We start from the raw sequence: 15,390 nt of genomic DNA, 5'->3' as shown, positions 1-15,390 counted from the left end.
TGGCGAACGGGCGTCAGTGGGATGGTGCGGCGGGCGGCCTAGTCGTGATCGACGGGGTCGGGCGGCTCGGGCGGGTCGGGCGGCTCGGCTCCGCTGTCGCGTCGCCAGCTCGGCGGCCGCGGCAGCGCGGGCGGCCGAGCTCGCTCGGCGCGGAGGCTGCGGGTGGCGATCCCCATCGCGCGATATTGCACCAGCTGGTCGGGCGTCATGCCCGTATGCCCTTGCTGGCGCAGCTGGCGGATGTAGGCCGCATCGACCCCCATCGCGCGCATGCTGGTTAGGTCGGACAGCGGCAGGCCCCGATAGCCTTCGCGGGCAAGCTCGGCGACGTAGGCCGGCGACACTCCGACCGCTCGCGCGCCCGTCAGGTCGCCGGCGTCGCGCGGCTGGTAGCCCGCCGCGATCATCGCCCGCAGCCAGTCGGGGCTGACCCCCACCGCCTGCATCCCCATCAGGTCGCCATTGTCGAGCTTGAGGCCGGGCGCCGCTGCGCGGATCTGCGCGGCATAGCCCGGCTCGACCCGGCCGACGCGCTCGGCGGCCGCCGCGGCGAGCGCCTGGTTCTGCGCCTCGATCGCGGCCTCGTTGGCGCGCGCCTGGGCATCGGTGGCGCGTTGCTGCTCCCCGCTGGCAAGCTGCTGGCGAGCGTTGGCGAGCGCCTGGTCGGCATCGCGCCGCGCCTGCTCGGCATGCTCCCCGGCCAGCGCGGCCGAGACCTGGGTCGTGACGACGTCGGTGGTGACCGTGGTCGCCCGAGCCACCGAAGCCGCGACCACCGCTGGCAGCGAGCGTTCGGGCGGCGACACGTAATAGCGCTTGCCGCCGTCGGTACCCGCCGCGCTCGGCACCAGCGTCAGCGCCGCGAGCGGGGCGGCAGCCGCGACCACGCCGAGCGCCAGCCCGGCGCCGAAGCCACGCGCCACCGGGGTCCGCGGCAGGCTCTGGTCGAGCACCCGGCGGACCCGCCGCGACAGGCTGTTCTTGGCCGGGGCGACGCCGTGGCTGGCGAGCAGGATGCCGCGGCATTCGTGGCGCGCGACGCCGACCAGCAGCTGGGCATAATCGGTGTTGGCGACATCGGCGGCGAGCACCGCGTCGTCGGCCGTCTCCTCGCGCAGCTGATGCGCCTCGCGGGCGAGCAGCCAGACCAGCGGATTGAACCAGAACAGGGCGCTGACGATGCGGGCGAGCAGCAGCTTGGCCCAGTCGAGTCCGCGGACGTGCGCCAGTTCATGCGCGATGATCGCCTCGGCGTCGCCATGCGCGCCGATCGCCTCGTCGTTGATCAGGATGACCGGGCGCAGCACGCCCCAGCTGATCGGGGACTTGAGGTCACTGCTGCTGAGCAGCGCAGTGCCGTTCTTGAAGTCCATCCGCCGCTGGGCATGGGCGAGCGCGCTGATCCAGCTCGGCTCGACCAGTACCGAGGCACGGGCGCGGAGCGTCAGCAGGCGCAGCACCGCCAGCAAGGTGACGATCAACAGCAGCGCCGCGGGCACCCCGTAGAGCAACGGCCATAGCGCGGTGACGTCGAACGCCGGCGCCGCCGCCGGCGCGGCGGTGGCGGCGGGAAGCGCCATGCTTGCGGCGGCCGGCGTCGCGGTGACCGCGACCGGCGCGGCGGCCGGCGCCAGCACCGGCGCGCTCACCACCAGCTGCGGCAGGAAGATCGAGCCGAGCGGCATGATCAGCAGCGCCAGCAGGCCGAAGTGCGCGACCATGTTGCGCTCCGCTGCCGAACGATCTCGCAGCAGGCGCAACAGGCCGAGGGTCAGGCCGGCGATCAGCAGCGATTTCAGTGCGAAGGGAATGAACAAGGCGATCATCTTACTTCCCCTTGGCCTTGCGGGCTTCGGCGATCATCCGCTCGAGCGCGTCCAGTTCGGTCTCGTCGATCTTGTCGGACATGCCGAGCAGCGCGCTGGCGGCGCTGGTCGGCGAACCGTCGAAGAACACCCGCACCACTTCTGACAGGGCCGACTTGCGGGCGGTCTGCTCGGACTGGGCGGGAGCGTAGAGATAGCCGCGCTCGCTGTCGGTGCGGCGCACCGCGCCCTTTTCTTCCAACCGGCGAAGCATGGTGCGCACCGCCGAGCCGCTCAGCCGCTCCGGCAGTCCGTCAACCACCTCGCCCGATGTCATGGCGCCGCGCTGGTAGAGCAGATCGACGATCTGCCTTTCCTTGGGGGGCAAGCGGTTCAGCACGAATCGGAACTCCTCAGCTACATTTGTAGCGTACGCCACAATTGTAGCGCGACGCAAGCGCGAAAGTTGCGGCCGCGCAATTTTGTGTCCGAGCGGCTTGCGCGCGGGCAGCCGCGTGGCCAGTCAGCAGCCATGCGCATCGCCCTGTTCGAGCCCGAGATCGCCGGCAACGTCGGCGCCGTGCTGCGCCTCGCCGCCTGCCTGAGCGCGGCGGTCGACCTGATCGAGCCGCTGGGCTTCGCGTGGGATGACCGGCGCGTCCGACGGGCGGCAATGGACTATATCGACCATGTCGAGTTCGTCCGCCACGCGAGCTTCGACGCCTTCCGCGCGACGGTCGGCGCGCGGCGGCTGGTGCTGTTCACCACCAAGGCGAGCGAGGACGCTTACGCCTTCCGCTTCGGCGCCGAGGACGTGCTGCTGTTCGGCAAGGAAAGCGCCGGCGTTCCAGCCGAGGTCGCGGCGGTTTGCGACGCGCGGGTGCGCCTGCCGATGAGGCCCGAAGTACGCTCGCTCAATCTCGCAACCTCCGCAGCCTTGGCGCTGGGCGAAGCGCTGCGGCAGACGGGCAGCCTGCCGCGCTGACCCTCAGGCGGCCTGCAGCACCGCACGGACGCCGCTAGGCGCCGCCTCATAGGCGAAATTGGCCGACATGCTGCGCGCCATGGCCTGGATGATCTTGGATCCAAGGCCGCTGCCCTTGGGCTTGTCGCCGGCCTTCATGCCGACGCCATCGTCCTCGATCTCGAGCCGGAAGCCGGACGGGCGCTGCTCGGCGAGCTTGACCCGGATCTCGCCAGCCTGCTCGGGCCGATAAGCATATTTGCAGGCGTTGCTGACCAGCTCGTTGACGATCACGCCCAGGGAGACCGCATGATCGGTCTTCATCATGACCTTGTCAGCCTCGAGCCGGATCGGCCGGGGCGCGGCCGGTGTCGACCAGGTGTCCTGCAGCTCCTGCACGATGGCGGCGAGATATTCGTCCATGGCGACGCTTTCGACATCGTCGGACGTGTAGAGGCGGCGGTGCACCTGCGCGATCGCCTTGATCCGGCTGTCCGTGTCGCGCAACGCGTCGCGCGCCGCCTCGTTGGTCACGTCGCGCGCCTGCATGTGGACGAAGGCCGAGACCATCTGCAGCGAGTTGGCGACGCGGTGATTGACCTCGCGCAGCAGCGTCTGCAGCCGCTCGTTCGACGCCTTGAGCGCCTGTTCGGCAGCCGCCTTGTCCTGCTGCAGCCTGACCGCCGCGAGCGCCCCGGTGAAGCTCTGCTCGAGCAGTTCGACGAAGTCGCCGCCGGCCGACTTGACGATGTAATCGGCGGCGCCGGCCTTGAGCGCGGCAACCGCGACGCGGCTCTCCTCCGACCCGGTGACATAGACGATCGGCGGCGTGTCCGGCAGCCGCTGCAGCGCCGCCAGCGTCTCGAGCCCATCCTGACCCGGCATGTAATGGTCGACCGCGATCACGTCGAACTGCCCCTCGCGCGCCCGCGCCACCCCCTCGTCGCCGCTGGTGGCGGTGACGACGGCATGACCCTGTCGCTCGAACGACTTCTGTACGAGGCGGCACAGCCCCGGGTCGTCGTCGATGTAGAGGATGCGGCGCGGTTGCTTCACGCGGCGTCGACGTCCGGCACCTGGATCACCGACAGGAACAGCCCCAATTGGCGGATCGCGTCGGCGAAGCTTTCGTAATTGACTGGCTTGGTGATGTAGACGTTGGCGCCAAGGTCATAGCAGCGCTCGATCTCGACCTTGTCGTCGGTCGTGGTGAGCACCACCACCGGCGTCCGCTTGAGCCCGGCGTCGCTCTTGATCTTCTCGAGGATCTCGGTGCCGCTCATGTCGGGCAGATTGAGGTCGAGCAGGACCAGCGCCGGGCCGTTGTGGCGCGGCCCCTCGGCGTGGTTGAACAGATAGTCGAGCGCGCTGCCGCCATCGAGGAAGTGGACCAACGCGTTGGAAATGCCCGCGCGACGGATGTTCTTCTCGATCAAACGCGCATGGCCCTCGTCGTCCTCGATCATGACGATGCTGACGGGTCGATGCTGGTTCAAGCTTCAGGCTCCTGTTCGCGGAAGGTCGTCGGCACGAGTAGCCGAAAGGTCGCGCCCTCGCCAAGTTTCGAGGAGACGTCGATCGAGCCGCCGAGGCGGTAGGCGAGCGCGCGGACGTGGGCAAGGCCAAGCCCCTCGCCCGCCACGTCCTGCTTGCCCGCACGGCGGAACAGGTCGAAGATCCGCTCATGATCCTTGGGATCGATTCCGCGCCCGTCGTCGGCGACGGTGAGCTCGGTCATGATCCCGCGCTGGCTGGCGTCAATCCGGATATGTCCGCCCCGCTCGACCCCATATTTGAGCGCATTGTCGATCAGGTTGGAGACGATCTGCTCCATCACCACCCGGTCCTGGGTGATCGTCGGAAGCCCCGGCGCGATCTCGATGTGCGCGTCGAGATTGCCAAGCTGCTGGCCGAAGGTGGCGGCGGTGGCCGCCAGCATCTCATTCAAATCGAGCGGCTCGGGCCGGAGGTTGCGCCGCCCCTCGCGCGACAGGCGCAGGATGGCGTTGATCAGCCGGTCCATCTTCTGGGTCGAGGCGCGGATGAAGCCGACCGCCTCGGGCAGGTCCTCGCGCGCGGCCAGCCGGGCGGGCTCGTCGACCAGCGTCGGCGCATCGGCCTCGACCTTGTCGATTAGCCCGGCGATTGCCTTGGCCGAGGTGTCGAGCTCGGCGGTGAAGCCCATGATGTTGACCAGCGGCGAGCGCAGGTCGTGGCTGACGATATAAGCGAACCGCTGCAGCTCGGCATTGACCCGGCTCAAGTCGGACGTCCGCTCGCGCACCCGCGTTTCGAGCCCGGCGTTGGCCTGGTCGAGGCGGGTCCGCGCGCTATTGAGCTGCTCGGTGTAGCGGCGCACGGTGAAAAAGGTCACGATCCCGAGCACCGCAAGCAACAGGCCGGTCGCGAACAACGCCCATTGCGATACGTTCGAGGCTTCGCGTGCATTGGCGATGCGTTGCTGCAGCAGGCGCAATTCCTCGGCCCGCATCTCGGCCGAGACGGCGCGGATGCCGTTCACGCGGCGCTTGTCCATCTCCACCGCAAAGTCGGCCTGGGCGGCCGCCACGCCCCGGCTGTCGGCCAGCGCGAGAGTCCGGTCGAGCACCCCGCGCTCGTCTTCGAGCAAGGGCCACAGCCGCGCGATCAGCGCCACCTGGCGCGGATTGTCGGCCGTCGCCTTGCGAAGGCCGTCCACCGACGGCGCAAACAGGTCGCGGTTCTGCTCAAATGTCTGGCGCCGCAGCGGATCGGGACGAATGATATAGCCGCGCGCCGCGGTTTCGCTCCGCTCGACGATCAGCTCGAGCCGGTTCAAGTCATCGACCACCTGGAAGGTATGCTGGACCCAGCGATTGCTGCGGCGATCGAGCGCCTGGCTCGCCAGCACGGCGGCAAACGCACCCGCCAGCAACAGAAAACCAAGCAGCATCGCGCCGAGCGCAAGTCGATTGAACCGGCGTTGATCGAGTTCAGGCATCCCTCCGCCTTGGCGAAGGCCGGCCCGACGAGCAAGGTTGGTGTACGCGCGCGGTACTCGCGAAAATTCAGAGAAGCTCGGTCGGCATTCCGCCTCCGCTGCCAGGCAGGCTAAGTCGTGGCTTCCTGGGTCGGCACGCCCCTGCGTTCCCGCCAACGCTGCAGCAGCCGGGCCAGGCCGATGTGGAAGGCGGGCGTCAGAAACAGGGTCAGGGCTTGCGAAAAGAGCAGTCCGCCGACCACTGCGATCCCGAGGGGCCGGCGCGCCTCGGCACCCGCACCGAACCCCAGCGCGATCGGCAGCGAGCCGAGGATGGCGGCAAGCGTGGTCATCGTGATCGGGCGAAAGCGCACGGTCGCCGCTTCGATCATCGCCGCACGGGGATCGCGCCACTTTTCCTCACCCGAGCGCTCGAGCTCGAGCGCATAGTCGATCATCATGATCCCGTTCTTCTTGACCAGCCCGACCAGCAGGATGAGCCCGACGAAGCTGAACAGATTCAACTCCTGCCCGAACAGCGCGAGCATCAGCAGTGCTCCGAACCCCGCCAATGGCAACGACGTGAGGATGGTCAGTGGATGCAGCGCATTCTCGTAGAGGATGGCGAGGACGCCGTAGATCAGGAGGATGGTGACAAGCAGCAGCAGCGGCAGCGTCTTCATCGAATTTTCGAACGCCTGCGCCGCACCCGCGAACGTCCCGCTGATCGACGCGTCGGCGCCCTTGCCGAGCGTTTGCGCCATGGCCTGCGAGATGCGGGTGGTGGCGTCGCCGAGCGAGACCCCGGGGGCGAGATTGGCTGACAGCGTCACGGCCGGCAGGCTCGCATAATGGTTGATCGCGACCGGACCGACCCCGGTGGCGACGTCGGCGACCGCGCGCAGCGGGACCATCGGCCCGCCCGCCGCGGTCAGCACCGCCGCCGTCCCCGAGCTGCTGTTCGATGTCTGGGTGCCGATCGCGGTGATGCCCGGCGACTGATTGCCGTTGAAGGACAGAGCGTCGAGCCCGTTGAGGTCTGCCTGCGCGCGCGGATCGACCTGGAGCAACACCTCATATTGGTCTGTGTCGCCGTAGATGGTGCTGATCTTGCGGCCGCCGTAAGCGCTTTGCAGCGTGTCCTGCAGCCCGGCGGCGGTGACGCCCAGCGCCGCCGCTTGCTCGCGGTGCAGGTTGACCCGGATTTCGGGATTGCGGATCTCAAGGTCGCTGTGGACGTCCTGAATGCCCGGCAGCGCCTTGATCCGCTGCATGATCGGATCCGACTGGGCGTAGAGTTTCTGCTGGTCGGTCGACTGCAGCACAAATTGCAGCGACCCGCTCGAGGCGGTCGGCCCCATGTCGATCGCGGGCGGATTGGTCAGGTTGAGCGTGATCCCGCGAATGCCGGCGACCTTGGCGCGCACATCCTGGATCACCTCGTCGGCCGAGCCCTTGCGCTCGTCGAGCGGTTTGAGGCCAATGAGCAGGCGCCCGCTGTTGCCCAGCGTGTTGTCGGCGCCGATGACCGATTCCACGTTGGCGACGTTGGGATCGCTCTGGATGATCCGGACGACCGCATTCTGCTTGGCCACGAAGTCGGCGTAGGCCGTGCCCTCGGGGACGCGGGTGTCGCCATCGATCTTGCCGCTGTCGACCTTGGGGATGAAGCCCTTCTCGACCAGCTGGTAGATGAGCACCGTGCCCACCATCGTCGCGGCGCCGATCACGAGCATCAGCCCGACCCGCGCGGTGGTCCAGTCGAGCGCGCGGGCATAGCCGCGCTCGGACGCGGCAAGGATCCGCTCGAAACCATCGAACAACCGCCCCTTGGCCTTCTTGGTGGTGAGCAATCGCGCGGCGAGCATCGGGGTCAGCGACAGCGAGATCAGTCCCGAGAGGATGACCGTGGTCGCGATGACCACGCCGAATTCGGAGAAGAGCCGTCCGACCAGCCCGCCCATGAAGACGATTCGGCAGGAACACCGCCGACAGCGACAGCGTCATCGACAGGATGGTGAAGCCGATTTCCCTGGAGGCCGCGATCGCCGCCTCCATGCGGCCGGCGCCGGCTTCGGAATGGCGGACGATGTTCTCGATGACCACGATCGCGTCATCGACCACGAACCCGACCGACAGCGTCAGCGCGAGCATCGAGATGTTGTCGAGGCTGTAGTGGAACAGCTTCATCACCCCGAAGGTGCCGATCAGCGAGGTCGGCAGCACCAGCGCGACGATCAGGGTCGCGATCCAGCTGCGCAGGAAGAGGAGGATTACCGCGATCACCAGCACCAGCGATCCGACCAGGGTCCACTGCACGTCGCGGACCGACGAACCGATATAGTCGCCGCGGTCGTAGAGCACGTCGAGCTGGGCGTCGCCAGGCAGCTGTGCACGGATCTGGGGCAGCGCGGCCTGGATGCCCTGGGTCACCGCCAGCGTGTTGGCGCCCGGCTGGCGGTGGATGTTGATCTCGATCGCGCGCTGGCCGTTGACGAAGGCCGAGGTCTTGAGATTTTCGACGCTGTCGACCGCGCGGCCGAGGTCGCGCAACCGAACGGGCGCGCCGTCCTTGTAGACCAGCACCATGTTGTCGAAGTCGGCGGCGGTCTTGAGCTGGCCGTCGGCCTTGACCGTGTAGGAGCGCGCCTGGCCCATCAGGGTGCCGGCGGGCGCGTTGCTGTTGGCCGCCTGCACCGCCGACAGGATCTGGTCGAAACCGAGGTGGCGCGCCGCCATCAGGTGCGGGTTCACGTAGAGCCGCACCGCATATTTCTGCGCGCCGTTGACGTCGATCTGCCCGGCGCCCGGAACCGAGGCGAGGCGCAGCGCCACCCGGTCCTTGGCGAACTGGTTGAGCAAGGGCAGCGCGATCGTCTTCGAGCGCAGCACCAGATGCATGATCGGCGCGTCGCTCGGATTTTCCTTGTGGATCTCGGCGGGATTGATCTCGCGCGGGAGCAGGCCCGCCGCCTGCGACACCGCGCTCTGGACGTCCTGCGCGGCCGCATCGACATTCCGGTCGAGCGAGAATTGCAGCACGATCCGGGTCGAGCCGGTGCTGCTGGTCGAGCTCATCGTGTCGAGCCCCTGCAGGCCGCTGAACTGCCGCTCGAGCGGGGTCGCGACCGCCGCCGCCATCGTCTCCGGGTTGGCGCCGGGCAGCGACATGTTGACCGTGATGGTCGGGAAATCGACTGTCGGCAGCTCGCTCACCGGCAAGGTGAAGAAGGCCATCCCGCCGAACAGCACCAGCGCGATCATGACCACCGACGTCATCACCGCGCGGCGGATGAACAACGCGGAGAGGTTCACGCGCGCGGCGCCTCGGCGGGGGCCGCTGCGGTGCCCCGCTGCGGGGCTGCACGGACCGCGCTCCCGTCATGCAATTCGTTGGGAACGGTCAGGATGATCGTGTCGCCCGCGCGTAGTCCGCGGGTCACCACCGCCTTGCCGTCGAGCATCCGCGCGACGGTCAGCTGGCGGATCGCCGCCCGGCCGTTGGCCAGCACATAGACATAGGGTCCCTGCTGTCCCTGCTGGAGCGACGATTCCGGGATCGCCAGCACCGGCGCTTCAGAGAGGATGACGCGGATCGTGACGAACTGGCCAGGCCACAATTGCTCGCCGGGATTGGGGAAGCGCGCACGGACCGTCAGCGTCCCGCTGCTGTCGTCGAAACTATTGTCGAGGAAGTAGAGCTGGCCGCGCGCCAGTGGCTTGCCGCTGATCGAATCGAGCGCCTCGACTGCCAGTGGTCCGCCGCCGGCGCCCCGCTTGACCTGGTCGACCTGCGCGCGCGGCAGCGCGAAGCTGGCTTGGACGTTGCCGGCGACGTTGAGCGTGACCAGTGGGCTCGTCATGTCGGCGGTGACGACATTGCCGGGCTTGACCTGGATCGCGCCCGCACGACCGCTGATCGGCGCGCGCACCTGCGTGTAGGCGAGGGACAGCCGCGCCGAATTCACCTGGGCGCGGTCGAGCATCACCGTTCCGCGCAGGGCTTCGGCCGAATGGCGGGCGGTGATCGCGGTCTTGTCGTCGACCGCCCCCTCCCGAGCGAGCGGGCGGTAGCGCTGGGCACTGTCGGCGGCATCGGCGGCGAGCGCCCGGTCGCGGGTCAGGGCGCCGCTCGCCTGTTCAAGCGCGCTGCGCAGCGGCCGCGGATCGATGGTGAAGAGGAGTTGGCCCTTCCGGACCGAGGCGCCATCGCCGATCAGCACGCGCTCGATGACGCCGCCGGTCTGCGGCCGGACCTCCACCGTTTGTGGCGAGATGATCGTGCCGGAGGTTTCGATGACGTCGGGCACCACCGTGGGACGGACCTGCGCGGTCGCGACCTCGATCGGCGGCCGCGGCGGCGCCGTCTCGTGGTTGGGTCGAAGCAGCAGCACCGCCGCGACGATCAGCACGAGCGCAGTCAGTCCGGCCAGCAACCAATGTCGACGCCGCTTGGATTGATCGGGAGCAGCGGTCGGCACTGGCTCCGTCACGCTCAACCTCACCCCGTCCCACCGGCAGAAGCAGCGCGCCTAGACGGACCGCTTAAACCGAAACTGAACAACTGTTCGCTTGTTCAGAAGGGCAGGGAGTGGGCTCTGGGTCGATCCAGCCGTTCTTTCGAGCCGGGCCTCAAAAACCATTTTGCGTCGAAAAGTCATGGCGACTTCAGATATCTTTGCCAGCGACGGACATTCCATTGCGCTGGTCGCTTAGTGGAGGCTGTCGATGAGGTCTGCCGTCACGCCATTCGTCCAGCCGAACCCGATCTGCGGCGCGTATTCGCCGCCGGCACCCACAGAGCCGTTCTCGATATCATATTTCTCGAATAGCAAGCCGGTGCTGCGGTAGGCTGCATCGACCGTCGCGACCCACCGCCGCGCGATCTCCTCGGCAAGATCGTGAAGGCCGAAACGGCGGAGACCTGCCACCGCGATCCATTGCAGCGGGGCCCAGCCGTTCGGGCAATCCCATTGTTGACCGCTGTTCACCAAGGTTTTGCGGAGACCGCCTGGGGCCAGCATCTCCTTATTCACGTAATCCGCGATTGCCGACGGTTGCGCCGGGTCTGGGTGCCGAGCGGGCTGGTCTCCGTCATGCCGTAGCCGATCGAGATGTCGGACAGGTGCATGGTCTCGATCATCCGTCGCATCATCGCCGGCGGACAGGGCGCGCCCGCGGCGACGCCGGTGCGCAAGCTCGACAGGTCGAAAGACTTGAATCCGGGGTGATCGAGCATCGCCACGAACATGGTCGGGACGCCGCGGACCGCGGTGCAGCGCTCGCTTTCGATGCAGCGAAACACCGCTTCGGTCTCGAAACTCTGACCTCTGAGGGGCATCGCCGCGCCGCTGGTCAGGCTCTGAGTGGAGAAACGTCGGCTCTGCCCCTGCGCTCACCCGACTGCTGTCGTTCCGCGCAAATCAATAGCTGACGCGATATTGCAGATGTTCGCAATGATGCGCGGCAGCTGAAGCATGCGGCGATCCGTCCCCGCTTGCCAAGGGCAAGCGCGACGGCCAGTCTGGCGACCTCATCAGAGGGGACGACGAATGTTTATTCGTGTTGCTGGTCTGGCCTGCCTCGTTTGCGCAACTTCGCTCATCGCCGCCCCATCGGACCCGACCGCGACAGAACTGGTCGCCAAGAACCTCCAGGCCCGCGGCGGCGCGGCGGCGCTGGCGGCGATCAACACGCTGCAGTTCGACGGCAAGTTCATCGCTCCCGGCGATTTCCAGCTGACCTATCATGGCACCCGCGCCCGCGGCGGCGCGGCCGGCGACAAGATGCGCGACGACCTCAGCGTCCAGGGGCTAACGATCGAGCAGGCCTATGACGGCACCTCCGGCTGGCGCGTGAACCCGTTCCAGGGCCGCAAGGACGCCGAACGCATGTCCGCCGACGAAGCCCGCGCCCAGGCCGACGCCGGGAGCATCGACGGCGTGCTGCTCTCATCGCTGCATGACGGATCGACCGTCCGCTACCTCGGCCGCGAGGATTTCGACGGCACCAACGCCTACAAGTTGCAGGTCCAGCAAAAGGATGGCGACCGCTATAACTTTTTGCTCGACCCCGACACCTTCCTCGAGATCCGGGCAACCGAGACCCGGCAGGTGCGCGGTGCGCAGACGGTCACCGAATATGAATATGGCGACTATGAGAAGGTCGGCGGCGTCTACTTCCCGATGGCGATCGACAGCTGGCAGCCGACGCAGCCCGACCAGCGCGTCCGCACCCTGATCGCCTCGGCGGTCGCCAACCCGCGGATCGATCCGGCGAGCTTCGTGCAACCAGGTGCGTCGCCCCGACCAAGCGCGCAGCCGGCACCCGATGCGTCCGAACGGCCGCCGTCCGAGCCATCGAAGAACACTAGCTCCCCGACACCGCCGAGCCCGTCCAAGCCGTCGTCGGCTCGCTGAGGAGGATGAACGTCATGCGCACTCCCCTGACCTTTTTGCTTCTCGCCGCCGCCAGCTCCGCCGCCATCGCCGCGGCGCCCTCCTCGCCTCCGCTGGTCGACACCGGCACCGTGTCGGGACTGGGCATTCGCAACATCGGCTCGGCCACGATGTCGGGCCGGATCGCTGCCCTCGCCGGCCACCAGGACGCCGATGGCAAGGTCACGCTCTACGTCGGCTCGGCCTCCGGCGGCGTGTGGAAGTCCGAAGACAGCGGCACGACCTTCCGGCCGATCTTCGACAAGGGCGGCTCGCAGTCGATCGGCGCCCTCGCCATCGATCCGAAGGACCCCAAGACGATCTGGGTCGGAACCGGCGAATCCTGGACCCGCAACTCGGTCTCGATCGGTGACGGCATGTGGAAGTCCACCGACGGCGGCGACAACTGGACCCGCATGGGTCTCGCCAAGACCGAGCGCATCACCAGGATCGTGGTCGACCCGACCAACAGCAACATCGTCTACGCCTGTGCGCCGGGCGCGTTGTGGAGCGACAGCGCCGACCGCGGGCTCTACCGGACCACCGACGGTGGTGCGACCTGGAGCCAGGTCCTCAAGGGCGGCAATCTGTCGACCGGCTGTTCGTCGGTCACGCTCGATCCCGCCGACCCCCGCCACCTCCTGGCCGGCATGTGGGACTTCCGCCGCAAGGGCTGGACCTTCCGGTCGGGCGGCGACGGGCCGACGGCGCCGTCGGGCAGCCGAATGATGGAAAGCCGCGACGGCGGATCGACCTGGACCCCGCTCGATGCGAGCACCCGCAGCGGACTTCCCAAGGGGCCGTGGGGCCGCGTCGAAGTGGTCTTCGCGCCGTCCAACCCCAAGATGGTCTACGCCTTCATCGAGAATGTCCGCTCGGCGCTGTTCGCGTCGAGCGATGGTGGCCGGACCTGGGAAGAACGCGATCGCAGCCAGGGGATGGTCTGGCGGCCCTTCTATTTCAGCCGCCTGGTCGTCGATCCCAAGGACGACCAGAAGATCTACAAGATGGGCTATTCGGTGATTGCCTCCGAAGATGGCGGCAAGAGCTTCTCGAATGCGGCCGGCGCCAGCCACGGCGACTGGCACGACGTCTGGATAAACCCCACCAACAGCAAGGAACTGGTCGGCGCGGACGACGGCGGCCTCTGGTTCAGCCATGACGGCGCCAACAAGTGGTGGAAGGGCTACAACCTCCCGATCAGCCAGTTCTACCACGTCAGCGTCGACGACCGCGATCCCTATCAGGTCTATGGCGGCCTGCAGGACAATTCCAGCTGGGTCGGCGACCAGGAATATCCCGGCGGCATCACCAATTCGCGGTGGGAAAACCTCTACGGCGGCGACGGCATGTGGACCTTCGCCGATCCGACCGACCCCAATTTCGCCTATGCCGAATATCAGGGCGGCACGATCGGGCGCATCAACCGACTGACTCACGAGGTCCGCTCGGTCCAGCCGATGGGCGGCTACAAGGAGAAGCTGCGCTACAATTGGAATACGCCGATCGCGCTGTCGCCGACCGACAAGAGCGTCGTCTACATCGGCTCGCAATTCCTGTTCCGGACGCGCGACCACGGCAACACCTGGGATCGGATCTCGCCCGACCTGACGACCAACGACCCGATGCGTCAGAAGCAGGAGCAATCGGGCGGCATCACGGTCGACAACAGCGCGGCCGAGACCAACGCGACCATCTACTCGATCTCGGAAAGCCCCGTTGCGCCCGGCCAGATCTGGGTGGGGACCGACGACGGCAACATCCAGCTGACCCGCAACGGAGGGCAGAACTGGACCAACCTCACCCGCAACCTCAAGGTGCCCGCAGGCAGCTGGGTGTCGTGGGTCGAGGCCAGCCGCACCGACCCCGCCGTGGCCTATGTCGCCATCGACCGCCACACCTTCGGCGATTTCGCACCCTATGTGTTCCGGACCGCCGATTACGGGCGGAGCTGGAAGCCGATCGTCGGCCCGCAGACCAGCGCGGTCACCGGCTATGCCTGGGTCATCAAGGAAGATCCCAAGCGTCCCAACATCCTTTTCCTCGGAACCGAAAAAGGCTTGTTCACCTCGCTCGATCGCGGCGCGAGCTGGGCCCGGTTCCAGCCGACGGGCTTTCCCGACGTCGCCGTTCGCGACATCGCGTTCCAGACGCGCGACGACGACATGGTGCTGGCGACCCATGGCCGCGGCATCTGGATCGTCGACGACATCGCGCCGCTCCGCAGCCTCGATGTCGCGACGCTCTCGGCGGACCTCAAGCTCATCCCCTCGCGGCCGGTCGAACAGCGCATCCGCGGCAATGGCGGCTGGGCGGAGGGCGACGCGACCTACGCCGGTCAGAACCCGCCCGACGGCGCGCAGATCACTTACTACCAGCGCGCGCGGCACGTGATCGGCCGCATGAAGGTCGAGATCCTCGACGCCAGCGGCAAGCTGGTGGACGAGATCCCGGCCGCGCGGCGCAAGGGGCTGAACCGGATCAGCTGGTCGATGCTGACCAAGCCGCCGCAGGTCCCGCCCGCGGCCTCGATCGCCGGATCCTCGACGCAGGGCCAGCGCGTGATGCCGGGCCACTATACGGTTCGCATCACCAAGAACGGGGTGTCGGAAACGATGCCGCTCGACGTCGTGCTCGACCGCCGCGCAACCTACACGGTCGCCGACCGGCAGGCGCAATATGACGCAGCGGAGCGGGTGAAAGCCCTGTTCGCGCGGATGAGCACGCTCGCCGCGAAGATCGCCGCCGCGCGTGAGGGCGCGGAGCGGATCGCCGACGACAAGGCCGCACCTGCCGCGACCAGGGCCCTCGCCGAAAAGGTGTTCGCGCAGGGCGACGTCCTGCGCAAGCAAATCGCGGCGACCACCGAAGGCGGCGCGATCACCGGTGAAGAGCGTCTGCGCGAACATGCCGACACCGCGTACGGCAGCATCACCAGCACCGACGGCGCGCCCACCGCTTACCAAGTTGCGCGGGTGGCCGCGCTCGAGCGTGAGCTGGCCGACGTCGAACGCGACTTCGCGACCTTGCAAGCCGGCGATCTTCAGCGGCTCAACGGCGCCCTCCAGCAAAGCGGAAAGCCGGTCATCGATGTCGCCTCGGCGCAATTTGACGCCGACGAGGCGCGCGGCGGCAGGCTGAGTGCCTTCGCCTCAGCCCTGCTCGGCACCCGCCTGCTCGGCAACACAGCCAGTTTCGCTCAGGAGCGCGAAAAGGACTGACCGG

The 15,390-nt window shown here is 67.7% G+C and carries 12 protein-coding genes and 1 pseudogene; 3 read left to right on the top strand and 10 right to left on the bottom strand.

Annotated elements, in window-relative coordinates; genetic code table 11:
- Window positions 1-38: 38 nt before the first annotated feature.
- The gene (locus GCU42_RS13290; RefSeq protein ID WP_114228571.1) at window positions 39-1,826 is read right to left on the bottom strand and encodes a M56 family metallopeptidase; all 1,788 of its coding nucleotides are present in this window, start codon (window positions 1,824-1,826) and stop codon (window positions 39-41) included.
- A 1-nt stretch (window position 1,827) separates the two neighbouring features.
- Window positions 1,828-2,205, bottom strand: coding sequence for a BlaI/MecI/CopY family transcriptional regulator (locus GCU42_RS13285; protein ID WP_114228572.1), 378 nt, complete (start codon window positions 2,203-2,205; stop codon window positions 1,828-1,830).
- A 132-nt stretch (window positions 2,206-2,337) separates the two neighbouring features.
- Between GCU42_RS13285 and GCU42_RS13280 the strand changes: the two genes are divergently transcribed.
- Window positions 2,338-2,790: a tRNA (cytidine(34)-2'-O)-methyltransferase gene (locus GCU42_RS13280; RefSeq protein WP_114228573.1), complete on the top strand. Its 453-nt coding sequence runs from the start codon at window positions 2,338-2,340 to the stop codon at window positions 2,788-2,790.
- Between the two features lie 3 nt (window positions 2,791-2,793).
- On the opposite strand, the gene GCU42_RS13275 is transcribed toward GCU42_RS13280, so the two are convergent.
- The 8 genes and pseudogenes from GCU42_RS13275 to GCU42_RS13245 all read right to left on the bottom strand — a co-directional run bounded on the left by GCU42_RS13275 (window position 2,794) and on the right by GCU42_RS13245 (window position 11,069).
- Window positions 2,794-3,825, bottom strand: coding sequence for a response regulator (locus GCU42_RS13275; protein WP_114228574.1), 1,032 nt, complete (start codon window positions 3,823-3,825; stop codon window positions 2,794-2,796).
- Window positions 3,822-4,265 (bottom strand): response regulator, encoded by a 444-nt coding sequence (locus tag GCU42_RS13270; protein WP_114228575.1) that lies wholly within the window; start codon window positions 4,263-4,265, stop codon window positions 3,822-3,824. Before GCU42_RS13270 ends, GCU42_RS13275 begins: the two co-directional genes overlap by 4 nt.
- Entirely contained in the window at window positions 4,262-5,749 is a 1,488-nt protein-coding gene (locus GCU42_RS13265; RefSeq protein WP_114228576.1) for a sensor histidine kinase, read from the bottom strand. The genes GCU42_RS13270 and GCU42_RS13265 overlap by 4 nt, the downstream gene beginning before the upstream one ends.
- Window positions 5,750-5,859: 110 nt before the next feature.
- On the bottom strand, window positions 5,860-7,692 hold the full coding sequence (locus GCU42_RS15570; RefSeq protein WP_205215010.1) for an efflux RND transporter permease subunit: 1,833 nt from the start codon (window positions 7,690-7,692) through the stop codon (window positions 5,860-5,862).
- A gap of 70 nt (window positions 7,693-7,762) precedes the next feature.
- Window positions 7,763-8,992: pseudogene (locus tag GCU42_RS15670) on the bottom strand (efflux RND transporter permease subunit); the annotation flags it as partial.
- Between the two features lie 47 nt (window positions 8,993-9,039).
- Entirely contained in the window at window positions 9,040-10,164 is a 1,125-nt protein-coding gene (locus GCU42_RS13255) for an efflux RND transporter periplasmic adaptor subunit (protein ID WP_114228577.1), read from the bottom strand.
- 276 nt (window positions 10,165-10,440) lie between these two features.
- Window positions 10,441-10,719, bottom strand: coding sequence for a trehalase family glycosidase (locus GCU42_RS13250; RefSeq protein WP_246165629.1), 279 nt, complete (start codon window positions 10,717-10,719; stop codon window positions 10,441-10,443).
- A 41-nt stretch (window positions 10,720-10,760) separates the two neighbouring features.
- A complete protein-coding gene (locus tag GCU42_RS13245; protein WP_114228578.1) occupies window positions 10,761-11,069 on the bottom strand; it encodes an AMP-binding protein in 309 nt (102 codons plus the stop codon).
- Between the two features lie 211 nt (window positions 11,070-11,280).
- On the opposite strand from GCU42_RS13245, the gene GCU42_RS13240 reads away from it, so the two are divergent.
- Both GCU42_RS13240 and GCU42_RS13235 read left to right on the top strand, forming a co-directional pair.
- Window positions 11,281-12,147 carry a LolA-like protein gene (locus GCU42_RS13240; RefSeq protein WP_114228579.1) on the top strand — a complete coding sequence of 289 codons (867 nt, stop codon included), beginning with the start codon at window positions 11,281-11,283 and terminating at the stop codon, window positions 12,145-12,147.
- A 14-nt stretch (window positions 12,148-12,161) separates the two neighbouring features.
- Entirely contained in the window at window positions 12,162-15,386 is a 3,225-nt protein-coding gene (locus GCU42_RS13235) for a WD40/YVTN/BNR-like repeat-containing protein (protein WP_240309529.1), read from the top strand.
- The last annotated feature ends 4 nt before the right edge of the window (window positions 15,387-15,390 follow it).

It is taken from the genome of Sphingomonas ginsengisoli An et al. 2013, assembly GCF_009363895.1.
GTDB classification, from domain to species: Bacteria; Pseudomonadota; Alphaproteobacteria; order Sphingomonadales; family Sphingomonadaceae; genus Sphingomicrobium; species Sphingomicrobium ginsengisoli.
Note: the sequence above shows the minus strand (reverse complement) of the source record. Positions and strands in the feature narration are given on the sequence as shown.